The sequence below is a fragment of the Arthrobacter sp. AK01 genome (assembly GCF_021109375.1).
GTDB lineage: Bacteria > Actinomycetota > Actinomycetes > Actinomycetales > Micrococcaceae > Arthrobacter.
In genome coordinates this window covers 1-18,179 of record NZ_JAJOHP010000013.1, presented here as the reverse complement: position 1 = coordinate 18,179, position 18,179 = coordinate 1, and the positions used below count along the sequence as shown (strand labels likewise).

Below are 18,179 nucleotides of genomic sequence, written 5' to 3'. Positions count from 1 at the left end.
TGGCAATGAGCGCCGACATCAGCAACGTCTCCGTCCCCCGTGGACCGCGCGCCATACCCGTTCGGAAGGGCCGCGGCGGGGGCGTGATCGGGCTGGTCTTCATCGCTGCGGCCGTAGTGGCGATGCTCCAACAGGAAAGCATCCGGGCAGCGGAAGCCTGGCTCATGGCTACCGTCTTCGACGGAATCCTCGGCGGGGCGTCCTACAGTGTGGACGACATCATCTTCCACAACGTCGGTGGCGGCCAGCCCTACGCACTCATGGTCACTGGCCTTTGCTCCAGCGCAGTCCTCCTGACACCCATCGCCGCACTCGCCGGAATCCTGTTCCTCATGGGCCGCATCCCGGTTGCGCGGCTCATGCCCGCTGCCATCACTGCCCTGGTCATCGTCTCTGTCAGCAACGCCATCCGATACTTCATGATCGCGGCGGCACAGCAGAGCTGGGGACAGCAAGGCTTCGACCTCATGCACCACTTCTTCGGCTCCTTCGTGGTGATTCTCGGCTTCGTGGCCGCCATCATCGTCCTGGTGCGGGCCGCCGTCGTCCGTAAAGGCCGTGCCGCTCCGGCTCGCAGGGGCCGGCGTGCGTCGTAGGCTGCCACTGGTCTTCGCGGCTGTTGCGCTCACGGCCGCCATGGCGTTGGCCGGCTGCGCGCCCGGAGATGCCGAATCGGCCACTGACGGCCAGGTAACCGGCGCTTCTTCGGAAAGCACAGCGGGCCAGTGCCACGTGATCACCACCCCGGAGGAATACGGTGCAAGCAGTGACTCGCGTCCCGCCGTTGCGTGTTCCGAGCCGCACACCACTCAGACATTCCTGGTTTCCAGTGTCCCCGAACCGTTGGCCGGCCGGGCCGAGCGCCCGCTCCACGAGCAATTGCAGAACCTCACCACTCGTCTTTGCCCGGCAGCCGAGCTGCGCAAGTACCTTGCCGGCAACGACCGCGACGCTACGGCGGGCATGGCCGTCACCGGTTTCTATCCGAGCCGGTCCGAGTGGGCTGCCGGGAGCCGGACTGTACGCTGCGACGTCCTGCTGACATCGCCCGACCAGGCTCCGCGGGAAACCACCATGGACCTCAAAGACGCGCTCGCGGGGCCGGATTCGGCGCAGATCCGCCTTTGCTATGCCCAGGAAATCAAGGACGGCGTGCTCAGCTCCGAAGGCTCGGATACCACCTGTTCCGAGCCCCACACCACCGAGGACGTCAGTGCTTGGTTCGGCCAGGACGCCTCGTTGGTCGGCCTCGCCGCGCAGCAGGAACGCTGCCTGCCGTTCGTTCTTGACTTCCTGAAAGTGGACGTCCTGCCGGCGGACGTGGAAGTCCGGCCAATTGTCAGGATCGACGGCGGTGCAAGGGCTGTCCGTTGCGGCGTGGCACCGCTGCAAGCCAGCCCGGAGCCCTGGACAGGAACGCTTGCGCCCCTGGCCGGCACACTGAATGGGGGAGCGGCCAATGGTTGAGACCAAGCCTGGAGAACCGAAACCATCCACACCCGAAGCGGGAGAGTTCGCTCCGATGCCGGTGCGGTCCGGCAAGGGCCCCACGTCCGGCCCGGTTCGCAGGGCAGCGGGATTTCTCGCCAGGTTCTTCGGACCCGGAGAGCTGGCGCTTGGAGGAGTCCCCGTCCCGGCTGTCCTTGCCGGCGTGGTGTCCGCCGTCGCCATGATGGTGAGGCTCTTCGTTCCAGGGCCTGTAGGCATGGCGGACCAGGGAGACGGCCACGCGCTGGTCTGCTCCCTTGGCGTCAGCAATGTCCGGCCCTGGGACTACGCCGACTTCACGAGGTTCATTTACCCAAGCTGGTCCCCGCACCACTTCGTCGGGGAGGCGTGCGGGGCTGTTGGCTCGGGTGAAGCCGTGTACTCGTCCCAACTGGCCTTCCTGTGGTTGGGCAAGGTGTTCACCCCGTTGTTTGGTTGGGGTCCCGGCCTGGATATGCGGGCCGTGGGGATTGTCTGCTGCCTCGTCTTCGGCTCGCTGATTGCCGCGCTGGTTGCTGTGCTGCCGGGACGCACCAGTTTCCGGCTCCTGGTGGCCGCACTGGTCGGTGCAGTGATGGCTGACGGTGTCTTTGCTGATTTCTTCATTTCCCCCTACCCCGAAGCTGCAGCTTTCCTGGGGACGCTGGCATTGCTGGTGGCGTTGCTGAACTACTGGAACGGCCGTGGAAACCGCTGGTTGGCCATCCTGTGGGTTGCCGCGGCCGGTACTTTCACGGTCGCGGCCAAGCCGGAGATGGTTTCGTGGCTGCCTGTGCTCGCGTTGGCGTTGTTGTGGCTGCCGTATGTTCGTTCGCAACGTTCCGGCCGCAGGGCACCGACGGCAAACTGGTGGCGGCAGCGCATGGTTCCGTTCGCGGCGATTCTGGCAATCGTAGCTTTCGCGGTGGCATTCCTTGCCGTTCAGCCCAAGCGCACCAGTGACGTGAACCTCTACAACGCTGTCTTCGCCGAAATCCTGCCGCACAGTCCGGTTCCTGAAGATGACCTCAAGTGGCTGGGCCTGGACCCGGGTTTCCTCGCGGCCAGCGGAACCACAGTTGCGTCGCCGCGTTCAGCTGCGTTGAACCCCAGGTTCCACGAGTTCCAGGAGCAGGCCGGGCCGGCGAAGCTCGTTGGGTTCTACCTGACGCACCCTGAACGGCTGATCGGTATTGGCGAACGGGGGATCACGGCCATGCTGGCACCCGAACTTGGCTACATTGGTTCCTACATGGAGGGGCAGGGGCATGAACCTTTCGACAAGGACCGCCGCTTCCCAGTGATCCTGGGCCTTTTCACCGCCATGAAAGCCGTGCCTGTGGCCTTGGTGGCCATGCAGTTGCTGACTCTATTGCTGGGCTTTGCCGTTGCCTTCCGTAAGAAGGCAGCAGTGGGTCGCCTTGCGGTAATTGTCGTGGTGGGCGGATGGTTGCAGTTCTGGGTGGTCATGCTGGGATCGGGACAGCCCGAGATGTATCGCCAACTGATCCTTTCCGGGTTCCATGCTGCGCTGTGCGTGCCATTGCTGGTGGCGTTGATCAGCATCCTGGCGTCCCAACCGCAAAAGCCTGTGCTTCAGCAACCGGAACCCGCGGTGCCTGACCAAGCGACGCCGGAGGTACGCCCTGAGAAGCTACGTGACCCAGCCGTCAGCGTTTAGCTGCTTGCGCAGGCTGATCACGTTGCCGAGCTTGATTCCGGCAGCGGCATAGCGCTGCCTGATCCTGTGCAGGTGGGCCTTGACGGTTTGTTCACTGATGCCCATGGCGTCCGCAACGCCGCGCACGGACAAAGCTTCGCTTCCGAGGTAGAGCTCCGCCAGCCGCTGTTCGCGCAGGGATAACTTGACCCGAACCGGTGCGGTATCGACCATGATGGCGGCCGCGTCGGGGTGCACGTACGGCTGCCCGTCAGCCGCAGCCCGGATGGCCGTCTCGGTGTGTGTGGGACCCGCGGACTTCGGCACGTACCCGAGGGCGCCGGCTGCGCGGGCTGCCCCTGCCTCCCACCCGTCCATGGCGGTGGCCAGGACCACCACCCGGAGGCCGGAGTCGATAAGCCAGTGGACCGCAGGAATCAGTTCTGCTTGGTGGTCCAAGGTCCCCAGGACGGCAACTGAAATGGAGTCCCCACCAAAATCGGGCTTGTCCAGGCGGGGTGGAATGGCGTTCAGCCCGGAGGCAACCACCAAGTCCGGAGCGTTGCAACGCAACCATGCATCCAAGGTGTCGATCATCAGCTGGTGATGATCGACAACCACCATACGGGTCACCATGGTTTCTGCGCCTTGGTACGGACCATGATGCTGGCACCTCCTGGATCTGTGTGGACGCGGGGGGAACCCAACAACTCGAGCTCGCTCCACAATGCCGGAGTGCATCGGTTGGGGTTCAGCTGGGTCACCCGCCATGTAATGAGCAACGTGGAGTCCATATCCGGTTCCACAAAGATGTGGATCCTTCGGGGCCGGTCAATCAACCGGTTGTCGGGCTCTCCTGCCGCTGTGGCCAGGAGCATGGTTGCCGCCAACACAGCTGACCGTGAAGCCTGCGGCATCCGGTCCACCAGGTCCGATTGCGCCACGACCATGACGGTGGATTCCAGGTCGGCCAACGCCAAGGACTCAGTGAGCCACGTGGTGGATTGCGAAAGCACCAACTGGTTGCGTAGCTGCTTTGCCAACTCCTGGGCCTGTTCCGAGAAGTGGGGGTCGAGGGGGAGTTCACGCCCCTCGGCAACCTTGGCGAACAACGACTGGATCTGTTGGTGCGTTTCGGCCAGGCCCTCGACCCTCCCGGAATCGCGCGACACGGATTGTTCGGTCAGTGTGTTCAGGGCCTCCAGGGTCCTCCGCTCCATGGCGCCGTGCAGGTGGCTGTGGAGGATAAAGACAGACAGCCCGCCCAGGAGGCCGGGGAGGAGGGTGATGAAGAAGATGAGCAGCCCTTCCCCGGAACCGAACCGCGGGGTGGTGGCGTAATAGGCGCCGCTCAGGACCGAGTTGGCGGCTACAAGGACCAGGAAGCCCAGCAGGTCCCAGCGCATGGCGACAAGGAAGACCAACGCAGTCCCGAGGAGAACGTTCAACGCCAGGGACAGGTAACCCGATGTGAGCGTGACGAATTGGGCGGTCATGGTTCCGGAAGCAATGGACGACGCCAGCCAGATGAGGCGCACGTAGGGCAAATGGCGGCGAGGTGTCTTCGGGGCCGAAGCCATGCTGGCCACGGCAAGCCCCAAAAGGTCGAACGCCAATGCGCCAAGCTTCAAACGGTCAAGGCTGCTTCCATCGAGGGAGGCGGCGTTCAGGATGCAGGAAATGATCCAAATGGTCACGCTGGTGATCACTACGACGGTCCGGGAAACGAACAGCGGGCCGTCCTTGGAAGCTGTGTTCAGGTGCGCCAGGCTCATGGCGCGTCCGCTTCGAGGACAATGGTGGTCCCACGGCCGGGGGCTGACATGACCTGGGCCCGGCCACCGACCCCGCCCATGCGGTTCACCACGGAATTCTTCACCCCGAAGCGTTCCGCGGGGATGGCATCGGGGTCGAACCCTACCCCGGAGTCGCTGATCAACACCGACACCAGTGAACCGGAGCGCGATACCAGCACGTCAACACGGTCGGTTCCGGCATGGCGGGCGGCATTGACCATGCATTCCTCGGCGGCATCGGCAATCGCCAACTGAAGCGGCACCGGCAATGTTCCCCCTTCGCCGAAGACGTCCACGGCGAATCCATCACGGCTGTGGTGGCGGGCGCGGTCCGTCAGCAGCAGGGCAAGTTCGTTGCAGGGTTCGACGCCGGCCACCGCACCTTGGGCGCCGACAGGACCGTCCAGGTGCCTCATCGCATCCCGTAGGTGGGCTTCGGCGGCCGAGGTCCGCGGATCCAGCCCACCGGCGTCGGGTGTTCCAGTGGTGAGCATTTCCCGCAACTCGTCCGGGGCCGCTCCTGCACCGCCCCTGGCCAGGAGCGTCAGTGAGCGCAGGACGGTGTCATGCAGGACCCTGGCCTCGGCTGCGGTGGCGTCGATTTTGGCGCAGGCTACAGCCTGGGCAGCGGCCGATTCCGCCCTGACGGCTTGATCGCGCCAATAGGCCGCAAGGGCTTTGGGTGCTGAATGGCCCACCACGAACATGACGTACCAGGCCCCCGTGACCATCAGCATGGTGGTAGGCCCCAGGTTATGAACCATGGACGACATGAGGGTGTGTCCCAAGACCAGAACTGCCAGAATTCCCGTAAAGACCGCGGATTTCCATGAATCACGCAGGGACAGGACCAGGGGTGAACTTGCCGCGAGGACCAGGCTGTGCGCCAGGAGTAATGAGTCTGAATCCTGGCGGTAGGTGACACCGGCGAGGAGTTCGGAAAGGGTGATCATTGCCAGGACGATCACCAGCCTGAGCGGCCAGGCGTCGGTCCACCACATCGCGGTAAGGCAAGCAAAAACCAGGACCATCAGCACGGCGGCAACCACACGGTGCCATCCCGGCCCGCCCATGATTGGCGCCAAGTACAGCCACGAAGCCGCGATAAAGACGAAGCTGACCACGGCACCGCTGCGGACCAGCACGTCCGAACCATACTGCACCGGCCGCTCTGTTGCCGGCCGGTTAATCCATGCCCCCATGAATGTCTCCCCCGAAACCCGTGTCACCTAAAATGGTGACGACATTTCCAAATCATATGGGGGGGAGGGGCGCGTTGTTGCGATACCCGGTGTCCCGACCCGCCATTGAAGTCGACATCGTGGAAGACCACGCCGTCCTTCTCGAAGGGTTGGCTCAATGGCTCCAGGCCAATGCCCCCGGGATTCGGGTGGTGGGCCGGTACGGCTCGTGGGCCGAAGCGGCCGCGAACCTGCGGGGGTTGTCCGACGTCGTGGTCCTGGACGTACTGCTCGGCGACCAAGTGCCGCTTCGCGCCAAAATCCAGGCAATCGTCTCCACCGGACCACAGGTGGTGGTCTGCAGTTCAGTGGTGGACCCCGCCGTGATGCGCCAGGCCATCGCTGCAGGAGCACTGGCCTACATCCCCAAGACGGCGCCCGCCGGCGTGGTGGAAACCGCGCTCCGCCAGGCGGCACAGGGAATCTCATATATTACGGAGGAAGTCGCAGCTGCCCTGCAAGCCGAGCAGGCCGGGCCTCAACTATCGGCGCGGGAGCATCAAGTGGTTTCCGTGTATCTGGGCGGCGTTGCCGGCACCCTTGCAGAGACCGCGCATGTCCTCGGAATTTCCATCGATGGGGTGAAGAAGCACCTGGCGGCGGTGCGGCGAAAATTCCAGGACGGTCCCGAACCGTTGACCCGGCTGGCACTCAGGGAGCGGTTGGTCTCGGACGGCTGGCTGCTGGAGGACCCAAAACAGTGACCTCCACGGCCTTCGATCCGGCCGCCGTGGAGTGCCCGCCTTATAGTGTCGGAGCCACCGCCTAGACTGGTAGGCACCATGGATATGTTGTTTGACCCCTACGCAGACGGACCCTTCAAAGCAGGCACCAAAGCCGCAGTCAAGGCTGCCCCGGAGCTTTCCCACTCAGGCGGCGGTGCGGCCGGCGCCCGCCTCCAGCCGGGAAACAGCGGGTCATCGGACGCTCCTCAAGGACCAGCTTCAGGTGGATGGGGCAACCAAAGCGGCTCCGGTCTGCCATCTGCTGAGGCACTCCTCCAAGGTCTGAACCCGCAGCAGGAAGAGGCAGTCAAACACGCCGGCAGCCCTTTGTTGATCGTGGCAGGTGCCGGGTCAGGCAAGACCCGCGTCCTCAGTAACAGGATCGCCTACCTCATCGCCACCAAGCGTGCCCACCACGGGGAAATCCTGGCCATCACCTTCACCAACAAGGCGGCGGCGGAAATGCGGGAACGCATCGAAGCCCTGGTGGGCGGCCGCGCCAAGAGCATGTGGATCTCCACGTTCCACTCCTCCTGTGTCCGCATCCTGCGCAGGGAAGCCACCACTGTCGGGCTGAACTCGAATTTCTCCATCTACGACTCCGCGGACTCACTGCGCCTGATCACCCTTGTGGCCAAGAACCTGGACCTTGATCCAAAGAAGTTCGCACCCAAGGCCATCCAGCACAAGATCTCTGCCCTCAAGAACGAACTCGTCGACGCCGACTCCTATGCGTCCTCCGCGAATTACAACGACCCCTTCGAAACCGCCGTGGCCGAGGTCTTCAAGGGCTACACGCAGCGCCTTCGCCAAGCCAATGCCATGGATTTCGATGACCTCATCGCCGAGACCGTCTACATGTTCCGGGCTTTCCCGGCGCTCGCCGAGTCCTATCGGCGCCGTTTCCGCCATGTCCTGGTGGACGAATACCAGGACACCAACCACGCCCAGTACGCCTTGGTCAGGGAAATCGTGGGCCTGGGGACCGATACCAGCGTCCAACCCAGCGAACTCACCGTGGTGGGCGACTCGGACCAGTCCATTTATGCCTTCCGGGGTGCGGACATCCGCAACATCGTCGAATTCGAGGCCGACTACCCCAATGCCCGCACCATCAAGCTCGAACAGAACTACCGCTCCACGCAGAACATTCTCAGCGCCGCCAACTCGGTGATCTCACGCAACCCGAACCGCCAGGAAAAGCGCCTGTGGACCGCTGAAGGTGATGGCGAAAAGATCGTTGGCTACGTCGGTGAGAACGAGCACGACGAAGCGCAGTTCATCGCCAAGGAAATAGACCGGCTGCAGGACGAGGAAAGCCTGCGTCCGGGCGACGTCGCCATCTTCTACCGCACCAATGCCCAGTCGCGCTCCATCGAAGACGTGCTGGTCCGGGTCGGCTTGCCCTACAAAGTTGTTGGTGGAACCCGCTTCTATGAGCGCAAGGAAATCAAGGACGCCCTCGCCTACCTGCGCGTCCTGGTGAACCCTGACGACGACGTCAACCTGCGCCGTATCCTCAACGAACCAAAGCGCGGGATCGGTGATCGGGCCGAAGGCGCCGTTGCTGCCCTGGCTGAACGTGAGCGGTCCTCCTTCATGGCCGCCGCCCGCCGTGCGGATCAAGCGCCCGGAATGGCCAGCCGCTCCGTCAACCTGGTCCTGGGCTTCGTGAAGCTGATGGATGACCTCTCCGAGGTAGCGTCCGGTTCCGGTGCCGCTGCGGCCCTGGAGGCCGTCCTGGAGCAAACCGGCTACCTTGCCGGGCTGCGCGCCAGCACGGATCCGCAGGACGAGTCCCGAGTGGAAAACCTCGCCGAACTGGTGGCCGTAGTCCGCGAGTACGAACGCGACAACCCGGAAGGTTCCCTGGGGGAGTTCCTGGAGCAGGTTTCCCTGGTGGCGGACGCCGACCAGATTCCGGATGCACCCGGCGCTGACATCGACGCCGCGGTAGCCGAGGCCAAGCGCATGGGTGTGGTCACGCTCATGACCCTGCACACCGCCAAGGGCCTTGAGTTCCCGGTGGTCTTCCTGACCGGCATGGAGCACGGGATCTTCCCGCACCAACGCTCGGCCACCGATCCCAAGGAACTCGCGGAAGAACGCAGGCTCGCCTACGTGGGCCTCACCCGCGCCCGCAAGCGGCTCTACGTCACGCGATCCGAAGTCCGCAGCATGTGGGGCCAAAGCCAGTACAACCCCGCCAGCCAGTTCCTCGAAGAAATACCTTCCGAACTGGTGGAGTGGAAGCGCGAAGGCATGAGCCGCCAAGCAGGCGGTTGGGGCAGCGCCCCCATCGGTTCCAACCGCTATGGCGGTTCGTTCTGGGGAGCGGGCACCTCGCGCGGTGCTGCCGCCAGCCCCACTGCGGGGTTCGACGCCGACGTTCCTGCCGCCGTCGCACGCAACAGGGTGCAGCCCCAGAAGGAAGTCATTTCCGTGGTGGTGGGGGACAAGGTCAACCACACGAGCTTCGGTAACGGCGTGGTCCTGGGCGTTGAAGGCGCGGGGGACAAGACAGTGGCCAAGGTGAAGTTCGACGTCGGGGAGAAGCGCCTGCTGTTGCGTTACGCACCGCTGACCAAGCTTGATGCTTGATCTTCGCCGGCAGCTGGCCTCCGTACCTGTTGTCCTGACCCACTTCCCGGCCTAGACTGACCGGGCGTTGCACTGGGGCCGACGTCTGTTTGCTGCCCCACCGCCGCAACCCGTGTTGGCAGTTTCAGCATTGCTGTGTGGGTCCGCGACTCTGATCAGCTGAAGCAGCGCATTTTCTGGACAACGGTGACGGTCCTGGCCGCCCGGCCACCCGCGGAGAACCCGCCGCCTGCTTCGGCAGTTCCAGCACCTCCGGCGGCGGTGACTCCGGCAGGAGCAGTGGTCCCGGCGTCGGGCACTGAACTTACCAGCGCTGAACTTGCGGCGACCGGCCTGGAGTCCGAAAGGCTGCACACCATTCTGTGGGCTGCCGCGGGCCTGCTGGCCGCGGGCGCCGCGCTGATGGTCTTCAACAGCCTCCGGCGCCGCCGAGGCAGTCCGGCGTGAGGTTACCGGCATAATTGGTGGCATGCGACGGACTGTTCTGGGGATTCTTGCTGCCGTGCTCTTGGTGTTGGCCACGGGCTGCTCCTTCGCCACCGAGGATCCGGACTATGTTCCTCCGGCTCCTTTGGCGCCGCTGGAGCAACTGGAACAGGTTCCCGTCACGGAGCAGAGCACCCTGTCTGCCGGTGAAGATGTCACCGCTTTCGTCACGGCGGACCGGAACATTGTGTGCGCCATGACATCCTCACGGGGTGGCCACCTCAACCTGCCCTACGAGGCCAATTCATACTCGGACGCCGCCAACAACAAGTTTGCGGTCATCCCGGTGGCGCACTGCGAACTGGCCAAGTATGCCAAACCGGAGCTGGCTGACATTGCCGACGACTGCGCCGGAACGGGCCTCGGCTACCTCGGCGGGACAGTGCTGCTGTCCCCGGACGCGGCTGTCTATGGCTCGTGTCGTTCCGGCGTAACACAAATGGAGTCGGAGTTCGGGCCCAAAGGCAGCCGAAACGGTCCGATCTCCAAGCTGCGGGAGTTGGCGGATGGGCAGAACATCGAGCGCAACGGCCTGCGGTGTTCGGCGTACAACGGCGGTGTTGCCTGCGGAAACGTCTCCGGTGGCGTCGCTTTCTTCGTGACGTCCGAGGGCTACCAGTTGATTTCCGACGGCGGCAAAACGGTCAGCGGGACGCTGAAACAAGCGTCCTGATCACCGGCGGACAGACGACGGGCAGCCGTTGAAAGGTCCAAAAACCGCGTCATTCTGCGGTTTTTCTACAGCCGATAGAAGTGTAAGGTTACTCACTTAACAGGTAGTGTGTAGCTGGCGGGACTCCTCAAAGGGCTAAAGTTCCGAGAGGACCTTACGCAATGTGACCGGCTTCAATCCTGGTTGTTTACCGCGTACTTTCCGCAGCTGGCTATCGCGGTCATCGCGGTTCCCGGCTGAACAGAAAACTACTTCGACGTAGAAGGACACTAAACCGTGGACCTGTTTGAATATCAGGCGCGCGATATGTTCGAAGCGCACGGTGTACCCGTGCTCGCCGGCATCGTGGCGCACACTCCTGAAGAAGCAAAGGCAGCTGCCGAGAAGATCGGCGGCGTAACTGTCGTCAAGGCACAGGTTAAGGTTGGTGGCCGCGGCAAGGCTGGCGGCGTCAAGGTTGCCAAGACCGCCGAAGAGGCGCTTGAGCACTCCACCAACATCCTGGGCATGGACATCAAGGGCCACACCGTCAACAAGGTGATGATCGCCCAGGGCGCGGACATCGCCGAAGAGTTCTACTTCTCGGTCCTCCTGGACCGCGCCAACCGCAACTACCTGGCCATGTGCTCGGTTGAGGGCGGCATGGAGATCGAGCAGCTTGCTGTCGAGCGTCCCGAGGCCCTGGCCAAGATCGCCATCGACCCCGCTGTGGGAATCGACCAGGCAAAGGCTGACGAGATCGTCGCAGCTGCAGGTTTCGCTGAAGAACTGCGCGGCAAAGTGGCCGACGTCATTCTGAAGCTCTGGGATGTCTTCAAGAAGGAAGACGCCACCCTTGTTGAGGTCAACCCGCTGGTTCGCACCGGCGCAGGCGAGATCGTTGCCCTCGATGGCAAGGTTTCCCTGGACGAGAACGCTGACTTCCGCCACGTGCACCACGCCACGCTGGAAGACAAGGATGCAGCTGACCCGCTGGAGGCCAAGGCCAAGGCGCAGGACCTCAACTACGTCAAGCTGGACGGCGAAGTAGGCATCATCGGCAACGGCGCCGGTCTTGTGATGTCCACCCTCGACGTCGTCGCTTACGCCGGCGAGAACCACGGCAACGTCAAGCCCGCCAACTTCCTGGACATCGGCGGTGGAGCTTCCGCCGAGGTCATGGCCAACGGCCTGGACGTTATCCTGGGCGACTCCCAGGTCAAGAGCGTCTTCGTGAACGTTTTCGGTGGCATCACCGCGTGTGACGCTGTGGCAAAGGGCATCGTGGGCGCACTTGCTGAGCTTGGTTCCTCCGCGAACAAGCCGCTGGTCGTTCGCCTCGACGGCAACAACGTTGAGGAAGGCCGCCGCATCCTGACCGAGGCCAACCACCCGCTGGTTACCCTGGCCGCCACCATGGACGAGGGCGCCGACAAGGCCGCCGAGCTCGCCAACGCAGCTAAGTAAAGGGACGCGACAATGTCTATCTACCTCAACAAAGACTCCAAGGTCATCGTTCAGGGCATCACCGGCGGCGAGGGCACCAAGCACACCGCCCTGATGCTCAAGGCCGGCACCAACATTGTTGGTGGCGTCAACGCCCGCAAGGCCGGCACCACGGTCCTGCACGGCGACAAGGAAATCAACGTCTTCGGCACCGTCAAGGAAGCCATCGCTGAAACCGGCGCAGACGTCTCCATCGTCTTCGTCCCGCCGGCATTCACCAAGGACGCCGTTGTTGAAGCCATCGAAGCCGGCATCGGCCTCGTAGTCGTCATCACCGAAGGCGTTCCGGTCCAGGACTCCGCCGAATTCTGGGCACTCGCCCAGTCCAAGGTGGACGCTGACGGCAAGCAGGTCACCCGCATCATCGGGCCGAACTGCCCAGGCATCATCACCCCGGGCGAAGCACTGGTTGGTATCACCCCGGCGAACATCACGGGCAAGGGCCCCATCGGCCTGGTGTCGAAGTCCGGTACCTTGACCTACCAGATGATGTACGAAGTCCGCGACCTCGGCTTCTCCACCGCGATCGGCATCGGTGGCGACCCCGTCATCGGCACCACGCACATCGACGCCCTGGCTGCGTTCGAAGCTGACCCCGAGACCAAGGCGATCGTCATGATCGGCGAAATCGGTGGCGACGCTGAAGAGCGCGCAGCCGACTTCATCAAGGCCAACGTCACCAAGCCGGTTGTCGGCTATGTTGCCGGCTTCACCGCTCCCGAGGGCAAGACCATGGGCCACGCAGGCGCCATCGTTTCCGGCTCCGCGGGCACGGCCCAGGCCAAGAAGGAAGCCCTCGAAGCCGCTGGCGTGAAGGTCGGCAAGACGCCGTCCGAGACCGCGAAGCTGCTGCGCGAAGTTTTCGCAACGCTCTAGGTTTTCGGCCGCAAGGCACAAGAAGTACGACGACGGCCCGGCGCCTTCCCCACGGAAGGTACCGGGCCGTCGTCGTACTTTAAGCGGACGTAGCTGACGCGTACCTCCATGAAAAGTCCAAGGCCCACCCGGGAGATCCGGAGGGGCCTTTTGTTGCACTCCTGTAGCAATAGTTTGTTAGTATGTAAGGACAAACTACAGAGGGGGCTGAGCATGCCACTTGTTCGAATCGACGTCAACCAGGGCCGTTCGCCGGAAGAGCTGGCGGGGCTGAGCCGCGCAATCCACGATGCAATCCTCGCCGAGTATGGGATTCCCGAGCGGGACTACTTCCATATCCTCACGGAGCATCCGCAGGGCCAGATTGTGGCGCAGGATGCAGGGCTGGGTTTTGAGCGCACGTCCGGCGTTGTGATGATCCAGATCTTTACCCAAGGCGGCCGCAGCCAAATGGCCAAGAGCTCGCTTTTCGAAGCGATCGCGAGCGGCCTGGCCGAGCTTGGCATCGTCGGAGAGGACGTCTTTGTGGGCTATGTGGAGAACTCGCCCGGGGACTGGTCTTTCGGCTTCGGGCGGAGCCAGTATGTCACGGGAGAATTGGCCGTTCCGCGCAAGTAACCCTCCGGGTGTCATGTTGTAAATATGTCAGTACAAACCTTTGACAGGACATGAAATCTGAGGCAAAGTAGTCATGTGGCCTCGCTCACTCAGGGGTGGCAAGGCATTGGGGCCCAGCGCTCAAGGTTCAGAGTTCACAAGAGAAAGGTCAACGATCACCGTGACCCACGAACTACTCACGATCGGGCGCATCAGCGTTGATATCTACCCGAATGACATCGGAGTTGACCTGGAGGATGTTACGTCCTTCGGCAAATACCTCGGAGGCTCACCCTCCAATGTGGCCGTTGCTGCGGCACGCCACGGCCGCCGCACCGGAGTCATAACCCGCACCGGCGACGACGCCTTCGGCAACTACCTCCACCGGGAGCTCCACAAGTTCAACGTGGACGACACCTTCGTCTCCCCGGTCAAGGAGTACCCCACGGCTGTGACCTTCTGCGCCATCAAGCCACCGGAAGACTTCCCACTCTACTTTTATGGCCGCTTCCCGACAGCCCCGGACCTGCAGATCAAGGCAGAGGAACTGGACCTGGAAGCCATCAGGAACACCGGGATCTTCTGGTCCACCGTCACCGGCCTCTGCCAGGAGCCGAGCCGAAGCGCTCACATCGCGGCGCACGAGGCCCGTCCGCGCACGGGCTTGAAGGATGGCCAGTTCACCATCCTGGACCTGGACTACCGCCCGATGTTCTGGGCCTCGGAAGAGGAAGCCCGCGCCGAGGTCGCCAAAGTCCTCCCGCACGTGACTGTCGCCATCGGCAACGACAAGGAATGCGCCGTAGCGGTTGGCGAGGGAACTCCCGACGAACAAGCGGATCGCCTGCTGGCCGCCGGCGTCGAAATCGCCGTCGTGAAACTCGGGCCCGAAGGTGTCATGGCCAAGACCCGCACCGAACGCGTCGTCTCCGCACCGGTTCCGGTGGAAACCGTCAACGGCCTGGGCGCCGGTGACTCCTTCGGTGGCGCGTTCTGCCACGGCCTGCTGTCCGGCTGGCCTCTGTCAGAGGTCCTGGATTACGCCAACGCTTCCGGAGCGATCGTAGCCTCCCGCCTGTCGTGCGCGGACGCGATGCCGACGCCGGAGGAGGTCACCTCGCTGCTCGCGGAACGCGGTCGGCCCATCCCCGGTGCCACACTTGCAGCCTCCGCCACCATTCCAGAAGGAGCAGTGCGTTGAGCCTCAACGATGATCCCCGCCGTTACGAGCACTTGAGCCGGATCAGGCTTGAGGACCCCGAGGCTGTTGCCCGCGCTGCGGCCACCCGCCGCAAACATCCCGGCCTGAAGCACGGCGTCCAGAATTTCATCGTCGCTGCCGACCACCCTGCCCGCGGCGCCCTCTCCGTGGGTACGCAGCCGATGGCCATGGCTGATCGCCGCGACCTCCTGGACCGCCTGCAGATCGCCTTGGCCAACCCGGCAGTGGACGGCATCCTGGCTTCGCCGGACATCATGGACGACCTCCTGCTCCTGGGCGCCCTGGAAGGAAAACTTGTCTTCGGTTCCATGAACCGCGGAGGGCTGGCCGGTCTGGTCAACGAATTCGACGACCGGTTCACCGGACACACGGCGGCTGCGTTGGAGGCCCTTGGCGCCGATGGCGGCAAGATGCTCACCCGCATCTGCCTTGGTGACCCGGACACGGTGGCCACGCTCGAAGCGACTGCCAAGGCGATCGATTCGCTTGCTGCCCGCAAGCTCATCGCTATGGTGGAGCCGTTCCTCTCCGTTCGCGATTCCCACGGCAAGGTCCGCAACGACCTCCGTGCGGACGCCGTCATCAAATCCGTCGGTATCGCCGAGGGCCTTGGCTCCACCAGCGCCTACACGTGGATGAAACTGCCGGTAGTGGACGAGATGGAACGCGTTATGGCCTCCACTACTTTGCCTACCGTGCTCTTGGGCGGCGACCCCAGCGGCACCCAGGATGAAGTATTCGCCAGCTGGCAGGCAGCTCTTGCGCTTCCGGGCGTTCGCGGCCTCACGGTTGGGCGGACGCTGCTTTACCCGCACGACGACGACGTGGCAGGTGCCGTTGCTACGGCCGCCTCGCTGCTGAACAACACGGCGTCCGCGCCGGCAATCGTTGAACAGGGCGTTTCAGAGCACTCAGCGTCAGACCGCATCCCCGTGAAAGTATCGGAGTAAAGACCCATGGGAACAGCAACCCGTCGGATGACTGTGGCGCAGGCCGTGGTCGAGTTTCTATCCAAGCAGTACACCGTCGATGCGATCAACGGCGTCGACTACCGTGAGCGCCTGATTCCGGGGACGTTTGGTATTTTCGGGCACGGCAACGTTGCCGGCGTGGGGCAGGCCCTGAAGCAGTACCAAGCCGCGGACCCGTCGATCATGCCGTACTACCAAGGCCGGAATGAGCAGGCGCAGGTACATCAGGCTGTTGGTTACGCGCGGCACACGCGTCGCCGCCAGACGTTCGCGATCAGCACCTCTATCGGCCCGGGGTCCTCCAACTTGCTGACCGGTGCCGCCCTGGCCACCACCAACCGCCTGCCGGTGCTGCTGCTGCCCAGTGACACGTTCGCCACCCGCGCCGCAGATCCTGTGCTCCAGCAGTTGGAGTTGCCCTACGCCTACGACATCACGGTCAATGATGCTTTCCGTCCGTTGTCCAAGTTCTTCGACAGGGTCTCCCGTCCGGAGCAGTTGTTCTCCGCGTTCCACCACGGACTGCGTGTCCTGACGGACCCTGCCGAGACCGGCGCGGTGACCATTTCGCTGCCGCAGGATGTCCAGGCTGAGGCCTTCGACGTCCCGGAAGAGTTCCTGGCCGAGCGTGAATGGCGGATCCGCCGTCCTGAGGCCGAGGATGACGACATTCGCCGCGCAGTCGCGGCCATCCGCGCCGCCAAGCGCCCGCTGATCATCGCCGGCGGCGGCGTCCTTTACGCGTATGCCAACGACGAACTCGCGAAGTTTGCTGAAGTGACCGGCATTCCGGTGGGCAACACCCAGGCAGGCGTCGGCGTCCTGCCGTGGGACCATAAGTTCTCCCTCGGTGCCATTGGTTCAACCGGCACGACGGCGGCTAACGCCATTGCTGCCGAAGCGGATCTCATCATCGGGATCGGCACGCGCTACGAGGACTTCACCACCGCATCCCGGACGGCGTTCCAGAACCCGGACGTGAAGTTCGTGAACATCAACGTCGCCGCGATTGATGCATACAAGCACGGCTCCACGCTGCCGATTGTTGCTGATGCCCGCAAGGCACTGGTGAAATTGAACCAGGCTTTGGGCGGTTACCGGGTCGGCGGCGATTTGGAACAGAAGGTCGCAGCGGAGAAGAAGCGCTGGAACGGAATTGTGGACGAGGCCTTCGAGACCCGCTACACGCCGCTTCCGGCCCAGAACGAAATCATCGGGGCCACCAACAAGGCCATGGATGACCACGACGTTGTCATCTGCGCTGCAGGTTCACTGCCTGGTGACCTGCATAAGATGTGGCGCGTCCGTGACCCGTTCGGCTACCACGTGGAGTACGCGTACTCCTGCATGGGCTACGAAATCCCCGGCGGCCTGGGCGTCAAGCGTGCCGCTCTGGCCGAAGCCGCCGCCGGTGGCCCGGACAGGGATGTGGTGGTCATGGTGGGAGACGGCTCCTACCTGATGATGCACACCGAACTGGTCACCGCCGTCGCCGAACGCATCAAACTGATCGTGGTCCTGATCCAGAACCACGGATACGCCTCCATCGGTTCGCTGTCCGAGTCCCTTGGCTCGCAGCGCTTCGGCACGCAGTACCGCGTCCTGGACAAGGAACAGCACAGCTTCGACGCCGGTGAGAACCTGCCCATCGACCTCGCCACCAATGCAGAATCCCTGGGCGCCAAGGTCATCCGGATCGAACCGGGGGAGAACGTCATCGAGGCACTCGGCGCTGCCATCAAGGAAGCCAAGGCAGCCCCGGAGAGTGGGCCGATTGTCATTCACGTCGAGTCCGATCCTCTGTTGGACGCCCCGAGCTCGGAGTCCTGGTGGGACGTTCCCGTCTCGCAGGTTTCAGACCTCGAATCCACCCAGCAGGCCTACAAGACGTACACCGACCACAAGAACCGCCAGCGCAAGCTGCTCGGCTGAAATCCCAAAGACTAAAAGGAAGTCCGCACAATGACGACGACGACCACACTGGCCACCATTCACCACTTCATTAACGGCACTGAGACCACGGGCGAGGGGGACCGTACGCAACCGGTGTACAACCCGGCGACGGGGCGGGTTTCGGCAGAGCTGCGCCTGGCCAACGAGGCAGACCTGAACGCAACTGTCGCGGCGGCCCGCGCAGCAGCTGATTCCTGGGGCGATATTTCCCTGGCCAAGCGCACCGCGGTGTTGTTCAAGTTCCGTGAACTCGTCGCAGCGCACGTGGACGAACTCGCCGAGCTGATCACCGCCGAGCACGGCAAGGTCCTTTCGGACGCGAAGGGTGAGATCGGCCGTGGCCTGGAGGTCATCGAGTTCGCCTGTGGCATCCCGCAGCTGCTCAAGGGCGACTACTCCGACCAGGTCTCCACCGGCATTGACGTC

17 protein-coding genes are annotated in these 18,179 nt (G+C 63.5%); 14 read left to right on the top strand and 3 right to left on the bottom strand.

All coding sequences use genetic code 11. From position 1 onward, the window contains the following. Nucleotides 1-5: 5 nt before the first annotated feature. The 3 genes from xrtS to LN996_RS06295 are packed head-to-tail and all read left to right on the top strand — an operon-like array spanning nucleotide 6 to nucleotide 3,148. Nucleotides 6-596, top strand: coding sequence for an exosortase S (gene xrtS / locus LN996_RS06305; protein WP_231339580.1), 591 nt, complete (start codon nucleotides 6-8; stop codon nucleotides 594-596). Further along, the gene (locus tag LN996_RS06300; RefSeq protein WP_231339579.1) at nucleotides 586-1,467 is read left to right on the top strand and encodes a septum formation family protein; all 882 of its coding nucleotides are present in this window, start codon (nucleotides 586-588) and stop codon (nucleotides 1,465-1,467) included. Before xrtS ends, LN996_RS06300 begins: the two co-directional genes overlap by 11 nt. Continuing rightward, the gene (locus LN996_RS06295) at nucleotides 1,460-3,148 is read left to right on the top strand and encodes a hypothetical protein (protein WP_231339578.1); all 1,689 of its coding nucleotides are present in this window, start codon (nucleotides 1,460-1,462) and stop codon (nucleotides 3,146-3,148) included. Before LN996_RS06300 ends, LN996_RS06295 begins: the two co-directional genes overlap by 8 nt. Here the strand turns inward: LN996_RS06295 and LN996_RS06290 are convergent. Genes LN996_RS06290 through LN996_RS06280 form a run of 3 tightly spaced genes read right to left on the bottom strand, consistent with a single transcriptional unit; the run spans nucleotide 3,122 to nucleotide 6,125 of the window. After that, entirely contained in the window at nucleotides 3,122-3,763 is a 642-nt protein-coding gene (locus tag LN996_RS06290; RefSeq protein WP_231339577.1) for a hypothetical protein, read from the bottom strand. The two genes, LN996_RS06295 and LN996_RS06290, sit on opposite strands and share 27 nt — an antisense overlap. After that, nucleotides 3,757-4,902 (bottom strand): hypothetical protein, encoded by a 1,146-nt coding sequence (locus LN996_RS06285; RefSeq protein ID WP_231339576.1) that lies wholly within the window; start codon nucleotides 4,900-4,902, stop codon nucleotides 3,757-3,759. Before LN996_RS06285 ends, LN996_RS06290 begins: the two co-directional genes overlap by 7 nt. Further along, nucleotides 4,899-6,125, bottom strand: coding sequence for a sensor histidine kinase (locus LN996_RS06280; RefSeq protein WP_231339575.1), 1,227 nt, complete (start codon nucleotides 6,123-6,125; stop codon nucleotides 4,899-4,901). The genes LN996_RS06285 and LN996_RS06280 overlap by 4 nt, the downstream gene beginning before the upstream one ends. Before the next feature lie 89 nt (nucleotides 6,126-6,214). Here LN996_RS06280 and LN996_RS06275 point away from each other — a divergent pair, with 89 nt between their 5' ends. From LN996_RS06275 to LN996_RS06225, 11 genes are all read left to right on the top strand, one after another. Next, on the top strand, nucleotides 6,215-6,868 hold the full coding sequence (locus LN996_RS06275) for a response regulator transcription factor (RefSeq protein WP_231339574.1): 654 nt from the start codon (nucleotides 6,215-6,217) through the stop codon (nucleotides 6,866-6,868). Nucleotides 6,869-6,946: 78 nt separating this feature from the next. Beyond that, nucleotides 6,947-9,490, top strand: coding sequence for a DNA helicase PcrA (pcrA, locus tag LN996_RS06270; RefSeq protein WP_231339573.1), 2,544 nt, complete (start codon nucleotides 6,947-6,949; stop codon nucleotides 9,488-9,490). Nucleotides 9,491-9,625: 135 nt separating this feature from the next. Continuing rightward, nucleotides 9,626-9,937, top strand: a complete 312-nt coding sequence (locus tag LN996_RS06265; protein WP_231339572.1) for a hypothetical protein — start codon at nucleotides 9,626-9,628, stop codon at nucleotides 9,935-9,937. Between the two features lie 22 nt (nucleotides 9,938-9,959). Beyond that, nucleotides 9,960-10,649 carry a hypothetical protein gene (locus LN996_RS06260; protein ID WP_231339571.1) on the top strand — a complete coding sequence of 230 codons (690 nt, stop codon included), beginning with the start codon at nucleotides 9,960-9,962 and terminating at the stop codon, nucleotides 10,647-10,649. A 276-nt stretch (nucleotides 10,650-10,925) separates the two neighbouring features. Further along, the gene (gene sucC / locus LN996_RS06255; RefSeq protein WP_089593935.1) at nucleotides 10,926-12,095 is read left to right on the top strand and encodes an ADP-forming succinate--CoA ligase subunit beta; all 1,170 of its coding nucleotides are present in this window, start codon (nucleotides 10,926-10,928) and stop codon (nucleotides 12,093-12,095) included. Between the two features lie 12 nt (nucleotides 12,096-12,107). Then, the gene (gene sucD / locus LN996_RS06250; protein WP_231339570.1) at nucleotides 12,108-13,010 is read left to right on the top strand and encodes a succinate--CoA ligase subunit alpha; all 903 of its coding nucleotides are present in this window, start codon (nucleotides 12,108-12,110) and stop codon (nucleotides 13,008-13,010) included. 213 nt (nucleotides 13,011-13,223) lie between these two features. Further along, nucleotides 13,224-13,628: a tautomerase family protein gene (locus LN996_RS06245; protein WP_231339569.1), complete on the top strand. Its 405-nt coding sequence runs from the start codon at nucleotides 13,224-13,226 to the stop codon at nucleotides 13,626-13,628. Between the two features lie 160 nt (nucleotides 13,629-13,788). Next, entirely contained in the window at nucleotides 13,789-14,808 is a 1,020-nt protein-coding gene (iolC, locus tag LN996_RS06240; protein ID WP_231339568.1) for a 5-dehydro-2-deoxygluconokinase, read from the top strand. Beyond that, nucleotides 14,805-15,779 carry a deoxyribose-phosphate aldolase gene (locus LN996_RS06235; protein WP_231339567.1) on the top strand — a complete coding sequence of 325 codons (975 nt, stop codon included), beginning with the start codon at nucleotides 14,805-14,807 and terminating at the stop codon, nucleotides 15,777-15,779. The genes iolC and LN996_RS06235 overlap by 4 nt, the downstream gene beginning before the upstream one ends. 6 nt (nucleotides 15,780-15,785) lie before the next feature. Beyond that, nucleotides 15,786-17,732, top strand: a complete 1,947-nt coding sequence (gene iolD, locus LN996_RS06230) for a 3D-(3,5/4)-trihydroxycyclohexane-1,2-dione acylhydrolase (decyclizing) (RefSeq protein ID WP_231339566.1) — start codon at nucleotides 15,786-15,788, stop codon at nucleotides 17,730-17,732. Nucleotides 17,733-17,762: 30 nt separating this feature from the next. Beyond that, the coding region (locus LN996_RS06225) for an aldehyde dehydrogenase family protein (RefSeq protein WP_231339565.1) at nucleotides 17,763-18,179 on the top strand (417 nt) is incomplete at its 3' end.